Annotated in this window: 13 protein-coding genes; 8 read left to right on the forward strand and 5 right to left on the reverse strand. The window is 38.7% G+C overall.

What is annotated here, in order from left to right; translation table 11 throughout:
• Positions 1 to 47 precede the first annotated feature (47 nt).
• From ADS77_RS18310 to ADS77_RS18335, 6 genes are all read left to right on the forward strand, one after another.
• Complete coding sequence (locus ADS77_RS18310) at positions 48 to 1,157, forward strand: arginase family protein (RefSeq protein WP_054455720.1); 1,110 nt, start codon at positions 48 to 50, stop codon at positions 1,155 to 1,157.
• Positions 1,158 to 1,280: 123 nt separating this feature from the next.
• A complete protein-coding gene (locus ADS77_RS18315) occupies positions 1,281 to 1,970 on the forward strand; it encodes a substrate-binding periplasmic protein (RefSeq protein ID WP_054455722.1) in 690 nt (229 codons plus the stop codon).
• 214 nt (positions 1,971 to 2,184) lie between these two features.
• Positions 2,185 to 3,492 (forward strand): hemolysin family protein, encoded by a 1,308-nt coding sequence (locus ADS77_RS18320; RefSeq protein ID WP_054205948.1) that lies wholly within the window; start codon positions 2,185 to 2,187, stop codon positions 3,490 to 3,492.
• A 634-nt stretch (positions 3,493 to 4,126) separates the two neighbouring features.
• On the forward strand, positions 4,127 to 5,755 hold the full coding sequence (locus ADS77_RS18325) for a hypothetical protein (protein ID WP_054455724.1): 1,629 nt from the start codon (positions 4,127 to 4,129) through the stop codon (positions 5,753 to 5,755).
• 586 nt (positions 5,756 to 6,341) lie between these two features.
• Positions 6,342 to 7,343 (forward strand): branched-chain amino acid aminotransferase, encoded by a 1,002-nt coding sequence (locus ADS77_RS18330; RefSeq protein ID WP_054205950.1) that lies wholly within the window; start codon positions 6,342 to 6,344, stop codon positions 7,341 to 7,343.
• Positions 7,344 to 7,772: 429 nt separating this feature from the next.
• Positions 7,773 to 9,389 carry a diacylglycerol kinase family protein gene (locus ADS77_RS18335; RefSeq protein ID WP_054455726.1) on the forward strand — a complete coding sequence of 539 codons (1,617 nt, stop codon included), beginning with the start codon at positions 7,773 to 7,775 and terminating at the stop codon, positions 9,387 to 9,389.
• Between the two features lie 289 nt (positions 9,390 to 9,678).
• On the opposite strand, the gene ADS77_RS18340 is transcribed toward ADS77_RS18335, so the two are convergent.
• Positions 9,679 to 9,945: a VF530 family DNA-binding protein gene (locus ADS77_RS18340; RefSeq protein WP_054205952.1), complete on the reverse strand. Its 267-nt coding sequence runs from the start codon at positions 9,943 to 9,945 to the stop codon at positions 9,679 to 9,681.
• Between the two features lie 111 nt (positions 9,946 to 10,056).
• On the reverse strand, positions 10,057 to 10,359 hold the full coding sequence (locus ADS77_RS18345; protein WP_054455728.1) for a DUF1496 domain-containing protein: 303 nt from the start codon (positions 10,357 to 10,359) through the stop codon (positions 10,057 to 10,059).
• Between the two features lie 181 nt (positions 10,360 to 10,540).
• On the opposite strand from ADS77_RS18345, the gene ADS77_RS18350 reads away from it, so the two are divergent.
• Entirely contained in the window at positions 10,541 to 10,774 is a 234-nt protein-coding gene (locus ADS77_RS18350; protein WP_054455730.1) for a TIGR02647 family protein, read from the forward strand.
• 13 nt (positions 10,775 to 10,787) lie between these two features.
• On the opposite strand, the gene maiA is transcribed toward ADS77_RS18350, so the two are convergent.
• Positions 10,788 to 11,417, reverse strand: coding sequence for a maleylacetoacetate isomerase (gene maiA / locus ADS77_RS18355; protein ID WP_054205955.1), 630 nt, complete (start codon positions 11,415 to 11,417; stop codon positions 10,788 to 10,790).
• 7 nt (positions 11,418 to 11,424) lie between these two features.
• Entirely contained in the window at positions 11,425 to 12,726 is a 1,302-nt protein-coding gene (hmgA, locus tag ADS77_RS18360) for a homogentisate 1,2-dioxygenase (RefSeq protein WP_054455732.1), read from the reverse strand.
• 131 nt (positions 12,727 to 12,857) lie between these two features.
• Between hmgA and ADS77_RS18365 the strand changes: the two genes are divergently transcribed.
• Positions 12,858 to 13,292, forward strand: a complete 435-nt coding sequence (locus tag ADS77_RS18365; RefSeq protein WP_054455734.1) for a MarR family winged helix-turn-helix transcriptional regulator — start codon at positions 12,858 to 12,860, stop codon at positions 13,290 to 13,292.
• Between the two features lie 65 nt (positions 13,293 to 13,357).
• On the opposite strand, the gene ADS77_RS18370 is transcribed toward ADS77_RS18365, so the two are convergent.
• The gene (locus ADS77_RS18370) at positions 13,358 to 16,525 is read right to left on the reverse strand and encodes a TonB-dependent receptor domain-containing protein (protein WP_054455737.1); all 3,168 of its coding nucleotides are present in this window, start codon (positions 16,523 to 16,525) and stop codon (positions 13,358 to 13,360) included.
• Positions 16,526 to 16,558 lie beyond the last annotated feature (33 nt).

Raw genomic sequence — 16,558 nt, forward strand, 5'->3', positions numbered from 1 at the left:
CAGCGCCTTTTGCATAACTACGCAAAAATACCAAGTAAGGAATCGTGATGAGCACACAATGGCACACATTTAAAAGTAAAGTTGAACACTGTTTATGTCCACCGGGTGATGGTGTATTTACGGTCAATACAGCACAAGAAAGAAAAGCAGCACTGCGTAATAAATTGTATGGCCAAACTGATAATGTTGATGTGCTATGGCGTGACTCGTTAATTAATCTACCAGAAAGTGAGCATAAGGCAGTTATGCTTGGAATTAGTTCAGATTGTGGTGGTGGGATTTTGCGTGGAGCAAATTGGGGACCATTGTTTTTGCGTTCAGCATTAATTGATCAGCAGCCTCAAGCTAAATCATTCGATTTAGGTGATGTGCGTGTGATCCCACATTTATTGCATGATAAGTACCTAAATGAAGCGACTATTAGTAACTGTCAAAAGGCATTATACGATAACCCAAGCAGTGAATATTATGTCAGCCCATTGTCAATCACTGAAGATGTGTGCGATAGCTTTTACGCAACCTTTACTGATAAAGGAATTTTTGGCATCGGTGGCGATCATTCAATTAGTTACCCGTTAACAAAAGCGTATTTAAAAGCAAAACGCGCGCAAGGTAAACGCACCGCTATTATTCATTTTGATGCCCACACAGATTTACTCGTTGAACGTTTAGGCATTGATTTATGTTTTGGTTCATGGTGTACGCATATTTTAGAATTTTTACCAGCGCCGCATCACCTTATCCAATTTGGTATTCGTTCAAGTGGTAAACCAAAGGAACACTGGGAATCAACGTTTGGTGTTAAACAGCATTGGGCACATGAAATTATTGAACGTGGCGCGCAGGCAATTGCAGCGGATGCGATTGCACAGCTAAAAGCAGATAACGTTGATGAGCTTTATGTTAGTTTTGATATTGATGCGCTAGATGAAGAATTTGCTTCAGCGACGGGCACACCAGAAGGCAATGGCTTAACGCCACAACATGCCCTTGATATTTTAGTCGCACTGGCGGATGAATTTCCAATTACAGGTGCTGATATGATGGAGATTGCCCCATTTACAGACAGTTCATTAGTTGGTCAATCAAGCTCAGACACAACGCTTAGGGAAGGTGCTAAAATCTCAGCATTTTTAATTAATGCAATGAATCGTTAAGTTTTATTCGGTACGCATTAAAAAACAGACCCTTTGTGGTCTGTTTTTATTCACATACCCGTAATTTGCCGCTATATTCAACTTATATAAAAGAATGATATAAAAAAAATCTGTGGGGCAACAGTGGCTAAATGGTGTTATTTTTTATTTATAATTATTAGTAATCAATGCGTAGCTAAATTACATGTAGTTACGGAAAACTTCCCGCCTGCCCAATACCTAGATGAAAACGATCGTTTAGTGGGATATGTTGCCGATAAAGTACGCTTAGTACTTGATCAAGCAAAGATTGATTACACACTTTCAGTTAATAATTGGAGTACCGTATTTAATACAGCCTTAAGAGACCCCCAAACATGTATTTTCTCAGTCGTTCGTTCATCAGAACGAGAAAACAAGCTTTTTTGGGTCGCTGAAATAGCTGAATTAAAAACATATTTGTATGCACTTGATTCAAAAAATATTACGATCACTGAGCTCAATGACGCAAAAAAAATGAATGTCGCAGTACTAAAAGATAACTACAGTCATCAATATTTGCGTTCACAAGGCTTTGAAGATGGAAAAAACTTGATGCTGATTAATAGCTTCGATAACATATTTAAAATTATAAAAAACCGTAAAAGTAGTATTGATTTGGTTGTATTGCCGGAGCAACGTGTTCGTTATGAAGAATCAATAAATCACGTTGCTACATCATTAAAATCTGTTTATCGTTTAAACGTAGAACAACCGCCTTTATACTTTGCGTGTAATAAAAACTTAGACCCTTCAATTAAATCAAAATTGCTTAGTGCCTTTTCGCACTATTGATAAATATGATGCTGCACTACTTTGCGTACATGTCTATTTTATAGAGTACTGCCAGATTTTTAGTTTACCTCACTTAAAAAACAACACTTACACTATCTATTGTATTGATATTAAATGCTTTTTAATATTATTTAAATATAAATTGCTCCGCATTTAAAAGAGGCTATAATCCAGCTGCTTTTGCTTATAAAAGCGTTTATTTTTGGAGCTATAAATGGGTGATTTAATCGGGATTGGCTTATTAATCTTGATCAGTGCGTTGTTTGCGATGTCAGAAATTGCGATAGCCGCATCACGTAAAATAAAATTAAGAGTCATGGCTGATGAAGGCAATATTAAAGCTGCTGCGGTCTTAAAATTACAAGAAAAACCGGGTGCATTTTTTGCCATGATCCAGATTGCGCTAAATGCGATTGCGATTTTAGGTGGTATAGTTGGTGAACAAGCACTTTCGCCATACGTTGAAAGTGTACTGACGATATTTTATCAAGGACCTTTGCTTGAGCAAATGAGCTTTATTTTATCGTTTTTAGCGATTACCTCTTTATTTATTTTATTTGCTGATTTATTGCCGAAACGCTTAGCCATGATTTTGCCAGAAGCTGTTGCTGTGCGGGTTGTTACTATTATGCGTTGGGTGACGTTTGCTTTAACACCGCTGGTATTGTTTTTTAATGGTGTCACTAATATTGTGCTACGGCTATTTAACGTGCCAGCTGAACGTGAAGATATTGTAACCACAGAAGATATAGTGGCAATGATGGATGCTGGCGCGGAATACGGTAGCCTGCAACAACAAGAATACGATTTAATTGGTAATGTGTTTGATCTAGAAGCCCGCTTCTTATCCAGCGTAATGTCACCACGTGATCAAATTGTGTATTTTGATATTAAAGAAGCCAGTGCTGATATTTCGAGTAAAATTATCGATCATCCGCATAATCACTTTTTAGTATGCAATGGTAACTTAGACAAACTAATTGGCTCAGTTGAGTCTAAAGATATTCTACGTCAAGTGCTCAAAGGCGAAGCGGCGAATATTAATGATGATTTATTAGAAAAAGATATTTTCTATTTGCCAGAGACACTCAGCTTATCAGAGGCATTAAATGCATTTAAAGGCGCAGCTAAACCTTTTGCTGTGGTGGTTAATGAGTACGCTTTAGTGGTGGGTATTGTGACCGTTAAAGATCTTATGAAAGGGTTTATGGGAGATTTAATAACTCATACTGGCGATGAATTAATTATTGAACGTGATGAAAATTCGTGGTTAGTCGATGGTCTAACGCCAATAGTTGAACTGGCTAAAGTACTGGATGTTGACGAGTTCCCAGATCAAATGCATTACGAAACAGTTGCTGGCTATTTGATTTATATGATGAAGCGCATCCCCAAACGGGCTGAGTATATTCAATACGGTGGTTTTAAGTTTGAAGTTGTAGATGTAGAAGGTATTCGAGTAGAGCAGCTCTTGGTATCAAAAATAGCTGCGGCGACGAATACCGCATCAGGACATATCTAAGGCGCGTTAAATTAATCATTCAGGCATTTCAAAGGGGCTTACTTCATCGTGTTACTTTATTTAAAATAGCGCCTGATGTTAAGCCCTGCATAATGCACACATAGAGCGCACGTTATTAAAGTGTGGTTATACAACTTTATTAAAAACGTTATCAGTGTGGCGAGTTAAATAACCCATTTAGTGACAAATTACTTATATACGACGACATATAGCCAAGCTACCTCAAGATACAGAATTTAGCGTTTCACAGGGGCGCAATATCAAGGCGTTACTTTGCAATAATGGCAACCCTTTTTAATAAGTAACAACGATGAGAGTGAGTTCCTGTGAAACGCCCATCGTATTGGTTTTAAAGCGATTTATACTGCGTTACTTTTATAAGAAATTGATTTTAACAATAGAACCACTATTATTTGCAATCAATGCCTTGCCTAAATCGCTTTAAATTCCAACGACGCTCGCATCTTGAGGTGGTCTGGGTATAGATGTAGATCAATACAGGAAAGTTGGCGAAACCAACGCTAAAAGATCAAACACGTCCTACATATTTTATTTATTTTATAGCTCAGCTTGTTGTTAATAACTAGATGGTTAACAATACAGACAGTGTTTAATTATTGGGTATAGATTAGTTATGCTAATACAGTCACTTGGATTTATTTCACGTGTTAAACGCAGGGTGTTTTTACTCTGTTTGCTTGCTGGTTCTTCGTCAGTTTTTGCTGATAATAAAGAACAAACATTGATTATCATGGGCAGCGAAATTGAGACCTGCACCACTTTGAGCCCACAGTTTTGTAATATAGACACCCCATTGAGGAATGAAAAAGGCGCGCTTTATTCATTAACGCCAAAAGCAATCAAAAGGTTAGAAATTAATTGGCCAACAGACGACAAAAGCCAATTAGTAGCAACTGTCAGTCATTTAAATACACTGCTTAAACAGCATCCGTTGCCCCTTAGCAAACAAGAATTGTTATGGGCATGGCGTGATATTGCAAGTAAGCAATTGAGTGAATTATCGCAAATTGAGTTTGATTATGTAATTGATATGCTAGAAATCTCGCATTTAGATGGGCTGCGTAACGTGTTCAGTATTGATGCTAAGAATAGTAAGAAATCTCAAGATTGGTTAACAAAAACGTACAAATTTATAGCGGCTAGCTTAAAAGTTAAAACTGAAAAGCCAACTCTATTAGTGATAACAACAGCTGCTCGGGACCCCTATGCTTCAGCTAATTATTATGAAACGTTATTATCGCAGACCGGGGTTGCACTTGAGTGGCTGCCACTGACACCAGGGCTTGCCAAAGCATTACATGAAAAAAAATGTGAGCAGTTAGATACATTTCGTGTTCAGGCTGGTGTGCATAACCGTGCTAACGTTTACCCTAAACGTGTAGCAATAGAGCAAGCAGCCTGTTTACAAGGTACTGACAAACTAATCAAGCGGATTAAAAATAGCACCGGTGTTATTTTAATCGGAGCTGAATTTGATACTGCAACAGATCAACGATTACGGACAACGTTATTTGACTCACAAGGAAATGCCTACCCGTGGACGAGCGCTATAGCTGACTCATCAGTATTAGTAACTTCAGGTTATAGTGGTAATTTATTATCGGGTGGACGTACTCAATTTGGTCCAGTTGCCACGGTCAAACCAATCTCCAGTTTAGCTGCGCTGCGCGGAGAACGTAGCGTGTCAGCAGGTGGCGTGGGTAGTATTACATTTGCGTTGCTTGACACATATTTTAGTGAGCAAAATCGTACAATTGGCTTGGCGAAGTCTCTTGATGCAAATATGCAACCTAATGGCATTGGTATTGATGAGAATACGAGTCTTGTGGTTATTAAATCACCTCACGAAAACGTATTAACGGTGCTTGGTGAGCATGGGGTAGTGCATTTGAAATCGTTAGCTAAACAGCAATTCCAGTTTAATTATTGGCCTGCAGGCGCTGTAGTTGAAATGAAAAAATACGGCTTTATATTGAGTAAACGTAGTATTGATAAAGCGTTACCGACAGTGAAAATACCGCCTTTGCCAATGCTGCGTTTTGACAAAATACTCACAGATGCAAAATTACGCTCGCTTACCCAAGCGATGTGTTTAAGCAATGAACAATCTGCGGTAGGCCAGCAAGATGAGTTTATTGTAAGTTTAGATGCTGCAAAAAACACGCAGTACCATCGCATTAATTCCAGTAGTTATGGATGTGCTATAGAGCAACTAAAGTTAACTATTACAACAATTCAATAAGAGTGACTTACTCAGTAAGATGGTAAATAACTTACTGAGTAGTTTAAACTGCGTCTTTATGGTGTATTTAGAGATTCGACATTCGACATTCGATATTAGATCAAATAACGATCGTGGTTTCTCTTTTTAAACTCTTTTCGCTAATAATTCACGCTTGTTGATGTCAATGAGCTTGTGATTATCATAATTTATAATGTTAAACACCTCAGTTTGAGAAACAGGTTGCATAGGCAAGATCTATTTATTTAGATGGAGATACAATAAGCCCAAAGCGCTATTGTTTATATAAAAACAATAACAACAGCTCAACCATGCTTTTATTTTCCAGCCATTGTTGTTAATTAGCTTAACAGTAAACAGCATCTTGGCAGGAATATTTATTTAATAGAAATAAAATATTACGGTACTAAATGCGCAAGTTAGCTTTAAATGGAGCCTAAATTGTCGATTAAAGCGAGTATTTTCAATTAACTGATCAATCAGTTGCTTTGAAGTCATTAAAAGCCTTATTTTAGCTATGGTTAAACAGTGCATGATTGTCATACAATGGGGTTAAAGTAGACCACAATAATAAAGAGAGATAAAAATGGCAGCGTTTGGTACGGTATTTATGCCGCAGATGATTCAAGCTCGTTTTACAGACAATGCGTGGAGTGAAAGCTCGGTTGTTCCTTCGGATAAAATTGAACTACATGCTGGGGCCCATGTATTACATTATTCAAGTACATGTTTTGAGGGCTTAAAAGCCTTTCGCCATGAAGATGGCTCAGTGTATATTTTTCGTATGGATGCCAATATAGCCCGTATGATACAAAGCTCGCATTTATTAAGCTTACCTGAGGTCGATGGACCCATGCTTGAAAAAATGATCATTGATATTGTACGTCAATATGCAGATGAAACACCTTTACCACCTGGCTCTATGTATATCCGCCCAACACATATTGGTACTGAGGCGGCAATAGGCAAAGCAGCGGTGCCGTCACTCAATTCGTTATTATATGTATTGTTATCGCCTGTAGGGGATTACTTTGCGGGTGGTGCGACTGCGCTGCGCGTTTTACTTGAAGAAGACGGAATGCGTTGTGCACCACATATGGGCATGATCAAAAGTGGTGGTAACTACGCGAGTGCATTAGCACCAATTACTGCCGCACGGGTTAAGTACAAAGCAGATCAAATATTGTTCTGTCCAGGCGGTGATGTACAAGAAACTGGTGCAGCAAATTTTATTTTAATTGATGGCAACGAAATCATCACTAAAGCGCTAGACAGTACTTTTTTACACGGTGTTACGCGCAGCAGTATTTTAACGATTGCAAAAGATTTAGGTATGACGGTATCTGAACGCAATTTCACTGTAACAGAGCTACTAGAGCGTGCTGCAAAACCAGGCACAGAAGCTGCGCTTTCTGGCACTGCAGCTGTATTAACGCCAGTAGGTACTTTTATCCATAATGATACAGAGTACAAAGTAGGCAGCGGTGAGCCTGGTCCAACAACCATGCGTTTGCGCCAAGCTCTTAACGATATTCAGTGGGGCAAAGCACAAGACACTCACGGTTGGTTAACTAAAATAGACGTGTAAACTCTAGGGCAAGTTGACCTTTCGTGATTAATTTTACAGCAGTATGTTTGGTGTTTAGGCAAGGGGCGTGAGCAGGACGAACAAGCTTTGCCCGGTTTTAACTTAACCCGCTCGATTACAAACCTCGCGCCGCGATTAAATCGCCCCTAGATTGAACAAATTTCAATCCACAAAGGTCAACACGCCCTAGCTACTTGTTTTACATTAAGCCTAGACTATTTATTAGCCTAGGCTTTTTTATGACCTATTTAATGTAAATAAGTAACACGAGTATGAATATATGACTAATATTAATAAAGTAACAGCAAGGTATTTAATTTTAACTACATAATAAAAAACAATTTTTTTAGCTGCATGATTCTTGCAAAGTAATTTCATAATTATGAGATTAATATTCGATATTAAAACGAACACTTAAAAGGAGCATGTATGTGGGCGGCAATAAGTTATTTACTGTTGGCAATCGTTTTTATAATAATGGGGTGGCAAGTTAGCCCAAGTTATTTTTCGGTTCTGTTTTACTGGACAGCCTTATCATTAACGTTGGTCGGTTGTGCGTATGTTTTTAATATAGCAAAAATTTTTCGCAAACGTGAAAACGGCGTTATTCCATTTTATATACGCTGGGCATTCATCCCATTTTTACTCGGCGCACAGGTTTATAATGCGTGGAGTCGTAAGCACGATAAAGTGCCACCACTGCAACAAATAAATGAGCATTTGTTTTTAGCCTGTCGTTTGTTTCCCTCAGATATAGATACGCTAAAAGATAATGGCATTACGGCTATTTTAGACGTTACGTGTGAGTTTGATGGCCTTGAGTGGAGTTCAACGCAAGAAAGCATCAAGTACCTCAATATTCCTGTACTTGATCATCGAGCACCTACACGCTCTCAGCTAAATCAAGCAATTAACTGGATTGCACATCATGTTAAAGAAAATCGTCGCATTGTAGTTCATTGTGCGCTGGGAAGAGGGCGTTCGGTATTTGTAATGGCAGCATATTTGTTAAGCCAAAATAAACATGCAGATGCACATCAGGTTTTAGCGCAAATAAAAGAGACTCGATCTACAGCAAACTTGAACAAACATCAGCTACGTCAATTATTAAAAAGCCACAAAAAAGGGGAGCTATTAATTAAAAATAAAGCAGTTTTGATTGCTAACCCAGTCTCTGGCACCAAATTGTGGGAGCAAAAAGAGCATGCAATTATTGCTCGTTTATCAGCGTATTATGATTTGAAAGTGATGACAACAAGCGCTGAACACAATGGTACTTTGCTTGCAAAGCAAGCAATCAAAGAAAATCCTGATATGATCATCGCGTGTGGTGGAGATGGAACCGTTGCTGAAGTAGCCAGTGTGCTCGTTAATCAAGACTGTAAGTTAGGGATTATTCCCTTAGGTACGGCTAATGCGTTGGCACATGTATTAATGGGAATACAATCGAAATTGATTCCGGTTGAGGTCGCGTGTGATTTGATTATTGATGGTCAAACTAAACAGATGGATACCGCATATTGTAACGGCGAACTAATGTTGTTACTTGCAGGAATTGGTTTTGAACAGCGTATGATTGAAAAAGCCGATAGAGATACAAAAAATGCAGTAGGTCAATTTGCCTATTTACAAGGGTTTTGGCAAGCACTGGGTACACAAAAAGCACAAGATTATAGTGTGCAACTAGATGACAACGCGCCTCAAGTTATTAATACAAACAGTCTTGTTGTTGCTAATGCCGCACCCTTTACAACGTTGCTCGCGCAAGGAGGAGGGCAACCAAATCATTATGATGGTTTATTAGATGTGAATTGGCTAACCCCTAATCAAGATGCATCAGCAAATGCACTCAGTATTGCTGAACTAGTGTTTAGCAGTGTTACTCAAGCCCATTTAGCGCTTAACTCACATCATACAAATGCTAGGCGTGTGGAAATATCCGCCACTGAAATTATAAAATACGTGATTGACGGTGAGGTAAAAGAAGCTGATAAGCTCATTATTGAAATTGAGCCGAAGTCATTAGCGGTAGTGTGTGCAGAGTAAAGGTTGTAATAAACATAGGCGCAGAGTGCGATTAAACCCAAGCCATCTCAAGATGCAGAATTCAGCGATTCACAGGGGCTCTTTGTAATAATGGCAGTCCCTTTTAAGAAGTACAACGATGAGAATAGGTTTCTGTGAAACGCCCTGCGGGTTGGTTTTAAAGCAATTTATACAGTGCTACTTTTATAAGAGATTGATTTTAATAATAGAACTACTATTACTTGCAATCAATGCCTCGCCTAAATCGCTTTAAATTCCAATGACGCTCGCATCTTGAGGTGGTATATGTTTATTTCTTTTTAATACTTGGCCATACAAAACCGCTATTTTGTGGTTCTGTTTCAACACAGTTATCAAGATATAACTGCTCTACTTTTGTACGGGCCCAAGGTGTTTTACGCAAAAATTTAAGGCTGGATTTTACACTTGGATCTGATTTAAAACAGCGAATATCAACGTGTTCTCCCATCGTTCTCCACCCGAGTGTTTGCTCAAGTTTCGTCACTATCTGCTCTAGGGTTAGGCCATGTAATGGATTGTTTGGTTGTTGATTCATAATTCACTGTTTGTCGTTTAAAGTCAGCACTATTGTAACGTAACTACTGCTCGATACCAATGCGTTATAACCCAACACCGTGGATATAGGTATCGGACTAGGCAGTTAAAGTTAATTAATGCTAATTTTGTTAACTTTCTTAGGGTAAATAATGTTGCCTTTTTCATCAATCATTAACCAGCTAAGAGAGCTATTACTCTGACTAGGATTTTTAGGAGTGCAGATCACACGGGTATCAGACATATATATGATTGCCCCTTCACTATATCGCTTATCATCAAACCAGCATATATTTTGGTTGCTTATTAGATCACCTGGATTGATAAGGAAGGTCGCTTTTTGATTATTACCCAAACTATTTGTTGAGTAAATTACACTGATAAAACAGAGGCCTACCATAGTTAAAATTCGCATTTTATACCTTTGCATTTAGAAATAACTACACTAAGCTTAAAACGTGTTAGGGTAAATAACCAACAAAAGAATAACAGATAGTAATTTTATTAAATCACAGTGCATTTAAATGATCTAAATCACTTTTGTAAATCAGTTATTTAATACAATTAGCTCAACAAAACAATAACAAGGTGAACACATGCAATTTAACCAAACAATGATTGACGAATTTACACTTTTAGCTAAATTTCCTCTAAGCACTAAGATGCAAGGCCTTAAACTTCATAGTGACGCAGAGGAAAGTTTAAAACAAGCCGCACAGCGTTTATTTGAAAAAGGGGTTATTGATAGCCCAGACGGGGGGTATTTAACAGAACTGGGTTTAGATCTAATAGAGCACGTTACCGTGCTCCATAGCGCATTAGGCAGTTAAACTTAGGATTTGGTTAAGCTGCATCTGGTTGGTTTTGTGGTGCAGCATCAATAAACGCATCAAGCTTATTACAGCGTTCATAAATGGCTGCTATCTTTGGATATGCGGTCATATCGACTTTGAAGCGATAAGCATTAAATACTTGTGGAATTAAACAGACATCAGCAAGGCTTGGTGTGTTACCTACACAATAGTCGTTATTACCATCAAGTGATTTTTCAATTTTTTCAAAACCGATTTCTACCCAATGACGATACCATGTATTTTTAGCATCATCGTCAGCACCAAGTTCGCTGCTCAAGTATTTTAGTACACGTAAGTTATCGATAGGGTGAATATCGCACGCGACGGCATAACATAAGTTACGAATTTGCGCTTTTTGCCAAGCGTTACCAAACAGTAATGGTGTTTGTGGGTGTGTTTCTTCTAGGTATTCTAAAATAGCCATTGATTGTGCAAGCACACCTTCATCGGTTTCAAGTGCAGGTAGTAAACCTTGTGGGTTTTTATCAAGGTACTCTGCGCCTTGTTGTTCTGACTTTAATAAATTAACGGTCACTAACTCATGGCTAATATTTTTTAAATTAAGCGCAATGCGCACTCGGTATGCGGCAGATGAACGAAAGTAAGTATACAGTTTCATTATTCTATTATCCTTGTGGGGCCGTGAAGTGTTTTTTAATTGTACGCCAGCAATCAGTGTAGTTTGGTTGGCGTTCTTTGCCTTCAAGGGCATATTTAGTTGGTGAAATAACATAACGAGATTCGAACATAAACGCGAGTGTATTGTCGTAACGTTGCGGCTCAAGCTCTGCGTTAGAGGCTTTTTCAAACACATCAGCTTCTGGACCATGCGGTGACATACAGTTGTGCAAGCTCATGCCACCGGGCACAAAACCATGTTCTTTAGCATCGTATACACCTTCAATTAAGCCCATAAATTCACTCATAATATTACGGTGATAATACGGCGGGCGGAAAGTGTTCTCTGCAACCATCCAGCGTGGTGGGAAGATGGCAAAATCAATATTTGCTACGCCTTCGGTGCCTGATGGCGAGGTTAAAACAGTAAAAATAGAAGGATCTGGGTGATCAAAACTCACCGTATTCATCACATTAAAGCGTGCTAAGTCGTATTTATACGGAGCACTATTTCCTGTCCATGCGACTACATCTAATGGTGAATGAGCGATATCACAACGGAACATATTCCCGTTAAATTTAGCAATCAATTCAAAGTCGCCTTCTTTATCTTCAAAGGCTGCGACAGGGTATTGAAAATCTCGGTCGTTGGCATATCCGTTAGCACCGACTGGACCGCGCTCAGCTAAAACATACGCATGGCCGTAGTTTTCGCAAATAAAACCACGCGCTGAGTCAGTTAATAATTCAACTTGAAACTTAATGCCGCGAGGGATCACTGCAATTTCGCCTGCTTTAATTGTTAAATTACCGCACTCTGTTTTTAACAGCAATTCACCTTGTTGCGGTACAAATAACATTTCACCGTCGGCATTATAAAAATAGCGGTCAGTCATTGATTTATTAGCGACGTAAACATGGATACCAATACCCGTTTGAGCGTTGGCACTGCCGTTTGCAGCCATAGTGATCAAACCGTCAATAAAATCGGTTGGTGTAGCTGGAATATCAATTGGGTTCCAACGCAGCATCGTTGGTGGAGTCGGCACTTCAGTGATGGGGGCTGTACGAATTAGCCCATTATCAATCGATGTGTAATCACCCTGTACAACAGATGGGCGAATGCGATACATCCAAGTACGACGATTATCAGCACGCGGCGCTGTGAACGCGGTTGTACTAAATTGCTCTGCATATAAATCGTATTTTACTTTTTGAGGACTAAACTGCCCAATAGGTAGAGCACCCGGTAAAGCTTCGGTTTCAAACTCATTACCAAACCCTGTCATGTATTTTAATTCGCTTGTCATCACTCGACTCCTTTGTGTTTTACTGTAAGATACTCTCAAGTGAGAGTAAATTCAATCATCAAGCTTTTTATAAGTGTACATATTTGTGAACAGTTAAAACATGGTTGTAAATTAATAGGAGATGCAGATTAATGGCACTCGATTTAGAAACCTTTTTACCCTACAGATTAGCTAATATAGCCAGTAAAATGAGTGAGGAGTTTGCATGTGTTTACCAACAGCAAAGTAATTTAACTATACCCCAGTGGCGTATTTTATTTAACTTAGCTCAACTTGGCCAAAGTCATGCAAAAGAGTTATGTATGCAAGCTTCTATGGATAAATCGACTGTATCTCGTGCGATAAAGGCACTCATTGATAAGGAATATATAATCAGTATTTTAAACCCTGAGGATAAACGCGCGAGTCTATTAGAGTTAACATCAGATGGGCATGAATTATATAAGCAGTTAGCGCCAGATGCACTAGCATGGGAGCAACAGTTATTAGCGGTATTAGATGAGCAAGAATATCAGGTATTACAACAATGCTTAGATAAGTTAAGTATTAAGCTAAACACGCCTTAATCATGAGTAAATAAAAAGCCCATCAAGGATGGGCTTTAGTTAATTTAAAGTGATATTACTCTAAATTAGAAAGTGTATTTAACACCAAGCTTAATTCTATATGTTGAATCTTCAGCTTCAAAAGTGAAATCATCATTAAGTGGTGCACCGATAATATATTGACCTGTTTCCGGATCAATATCCATCTCAACTACACTACGTGTTCCAAAATCTTGACGATAAACTTTACCTTTAGACGAATCGATTAGGTTTAGTACATTATCAATTACAAAATAGAACTCACCGCGGTGATCTTTTGTGAAGCCAGGAATTTCTTGAGATACATATAAGTCCATTGCAGTTACCCAAGGAGATTTCCCTTGGCTTCTATCAACAAATCCACCTGCATAGCCTGAAAGACCAAGTTCATTAAAGTGAGCAAGTACTTCAGCTTCAGTTACACCGTCTTCATAACGTACATTTGGATCGTTCGCTGTAGGAACGTAAGCTAGGTAGTTACCACCAAATGTAGACCCGTTACCTGAAGGCTGAATAAGATCTTGGTTAAAGAATCTACCACCAGTCAAGTTTTGAAGGCTTGCAAGTTGGCTATATGCTGAGCCAGAACGACGTTCAAAGAATAAGTTAAAGTTTGTTTTATAGTTTTCGATAAACTCAGTAGAGTAACTTAGACTTAATACAAACCTGTGTTCAGTTTCATAAGTTGATGTACCAATTTGCGTACGTTGATGATCACCAAAGTGGCCGTAACGGTAGTTACTTCTACCTGTAGATGAGCCTCCAGGGTTCCCTTCTGTTACATCTTGGTAAGTATATGAAGCATCGAATTTAAAGCCGTTATCCCAACCTTTAGATAAACCAGTGCTAAGAATAAGAGAACGTCCATCTTCGTCGGCATTTGTTAACATAATTTCAAGTTCACGCGTGTCGTAAAATGGTAACGCACCATCGATTGTTGATCCTACAACATCACCCTCTTGTAATAACGCGGCATTGATCCACTCAGCTGAGTTCTCTTTTTTGGTGTAGATTGCGGTCGTTGTCCAGGCAAAATTATCACCAATATATGGAATATCCAGAGTTACATCAGTATTTAGCATGTAAGTCCATTGCGAAGGGATATCAAAATTTGGGTCGATAAAGTTTGATGTTGAACCACGAGTACCTGAATTTATTGCTTCAATTGCTTCAGGTGTTGGTGTAGTTAAAACGCTTGCAGGTACCTCAACGCCTCTCGCACTATAGCTTTGCGCACTTACACCGTCATTTGAGTATGAGTTTGAAATCCAAACGTTCGGATTACCACCTGCATAACGTCCAACGCTACCACGAATAATAACATCGTCACTTAGGTTATATGTGAAGCCGGCACGTGGTAATAAAATATCTACGCCATCAAGGTTAAAAGTGTTATCGAAACCAGTGCGGTCAAGTACATCTTGGTTGAACTTTGGCTTATCGTCTGAGCCAAGACGTTCATAACGAAGTCCAAAAGACAGGGTTAGATCGTCATTGAAGTCCCAAGAATCATTGACGTATAAAGCAATATCTTTACGAGTGAACTTAGCTGCAACGGCTAAAGGGTTGTTGCCAATACCGTTAGAATAGTTATAGTTCGCAGCAATTCTTTCTTCGAAAGCTTGGATATTATCAAAAGACACAACACCTTTTGAGCCCGGTAAATATTGGTTTTCAATATCTAGTACATCATATTTAACACCAAATTCTAAAGTGTGCTCATCGAACAGGTAAGTACCATCTAATTTAAGTGAGAATAAATCATTTTCTAATGAATTAGAATGGCGGCTTTCATCAGAGCCAAATGAAATCGTTCCTGTATCGCCATCGCTATCGACATCAATATTATTAATTGATATATCGCCTAAGCCCAAGTTACTGTTAAGAGATACCTGACCAGTTTCTACAGACTTTTTGGTTACGCTAATTTGAGATGAGAACTCATCTGTCCAATCAGAATATAAAGTAGAGCTGAAGTTATTAAGTTTTTCAAATTTGTTATACCAGTGTGTATCTAATCGAAGTTCACGACTACTGCTGGTCATGTTACGGGTGTTATTGCCTTCATTATGCATGTAAACCAAATTTGCACGATGATAGTCATTGATATTCCAATCGATTTTAGCGATGTATTTCTCATCTTCTAATTGCGGTTGTGTATCGGCATTACCGATATTATCAACACCGTATACTTCACTTGCAATTTTACGAACGGCTTCTAAATCAGCATTTGTAATTAGTGTTTTATTCGTACCAATGCTTGATCCCGCAACACCGTACTCAAGTTGTTGAGGAGATTCGAATTTTTCATAAGCACCAAAGAAGAAAAGTTGATCTTTAATAATTGGAGCACCAAATGACACGCCATAGTTTTTCTCTTCAAAGTCTAGATCTAACTTTTTACCGTCACTCCCTTTAGGGCTACCAGCCCAATCACTGCTCAGCTTTTCATAGAACATATTACCATGAACTTCATTAGTTCCTGATTTAAACACTGCGTCAACATTACCACCAGTGAAGCCGCTTGATTTAGCGTTGACTGGTGCAACAGATACAGATACTTGATCTAAAGCATCTAGTGGGAAAGGATTACGCTGAGTTGGGTAGCCGTTATTGTTAAGGCCAAAGTCATCATTAAGGGGAATACCATCAACTGTGATAGAGTTTGTTCGCGGGTTTGCACCAGCGATTGTTAAAGAGCTGTCACTACCTGGTTGAACCACTACTAAAGGGTTGTTTCTTACAATGTCTTTTATGTCACGGCCAATACTCGGTACCGTTTTAATTGCGTCTTCGCCGAAGTATGAATCATTTGCAGATGAATTAAATAAAACAGCAGAGCCAGTAACGACGATAGACTCAATATTATTACTTGATAAAGTCTGGTCTAGTCGTCTAGTTTCACCAAGTGATAGGTAAACATCGTTGATTTGAACATCACGATATACATCTGAATCAATTGTAATTTTGTATGGACCACCAACGCGCAAGCCTGCCGCATTAAAAGTACCTGTGTCATTTGTTGTTACAACACGCTTTGTACCAGTAGGCTCGTGAATGATTATTAACTTAGTGTTTGCTGCTGGGCTACCATTAGGTCCAGATATTTGGCCTTTAACAGATGATGTAGTATCACTTGCTATTGCTGCGCTACTCACACCAACACAAGCTGCAATAGCGAGTGATAGAGCTGTTTTGCGTAGTTGGATTTTCATTATGTTGTTTTCCCGTGTTAAGGTTATATTAAT

The organism is Pseudoalteromonas porphyrae, assembly GCF_001298125.1.
Lineage (GTDB): Bacteria > Pseudomonadota > Gammaproteobacteria > Enterobacterales > Alteromonadaceae > Pseudoalteromonas > Pseudoalteromonas neustonica.

Excerpts from the sequence above, each read along its gene's own strand:
- ADS77_RS18310 (WP_054455720.1), top strand. The coding sequence starts at position 48 with ATGAGCACACAATGGCACACATTTAAAAGTAAAGTTGAACACTGTTTA.
- ADS77_RS18320 (WP_054205948.1), top strand. The coding sequence starts at position 2,185 with ATGGGTGATTTAATCGGGATTGGCTTATTAATCTTGATCAGTGCGTTG.
- ADS77_RS18325 (WP_054455724.1), top strand. The coding sequence starts at position 4,127 with ATGCTAATACAGTCACTTGGATTTATTTCACGTGTTAAACGCAGGGTG.
- ADS77_RS18330 (WP_054205950.1), top strand. The coding sequence starts at position 6,342 with ATGGCAGCGTTTGGTACGGTATTTATGCCGCAGATGATTCAAGCTCGT.
- ADS77_RS18335 (WP_054455726.1), top strand. The coding sequence starts at position 7,773 with ATGTGGGCGGCAATAAGTTATTTACTGTTGGCAATCGTTTTTATAATA.
- ADS77_RS18340 (WP_054205952.1), bottom strand. The coding sequence starts at position 9,945 with ATGAATCAACAACCAAACAATCCATTACATGGCCTAACCCTAGAGCAG.
- ADS77_RS18345 (WP_054455728.1), bottom strand. The coding sequence starts at position 10,359 with ATGCGAATTTTAACTATGGTAGGCCTCTGTTTTATCAGTGTAATTTAC.
- ADS77_RS18350 (WP_054455730.1), top strand. The coding sequence starts at position 10,541 with ATGCAATTTAACCAAACAATGATTGACGAATTTACACTTTTAGCTAAA.
- maiA (WP_054205955.1), bottom strand. The coding sequence starts at position 11,417 with ATGAAACTGTATACTTACTTTCGTTCATCTGCCGCATACCGAGTGCGC.
- hmgA (WP_054455732.1), bottom strand. The coding sequence starts at position 12,726 with ATGACAAGCGAATTAAAATACATGACAGGGTTTGGTAATGAGTTTGAA.
- ADS77_RS18365 (WP_054455734.1), top strand. The coding sequence starts at position 12,858 with ATGGCACTCGATTTAGAAACCTTTTTACCCTACAGATTAGCTAATATA.
- ADS77_RS18370 (WP_054455737.1), bottom strand. The coding sequence starts at position 16,525 with ATGAAAATCCAACTACGCAAAACAGCTCTATCACTCGCTATTGCAGCT.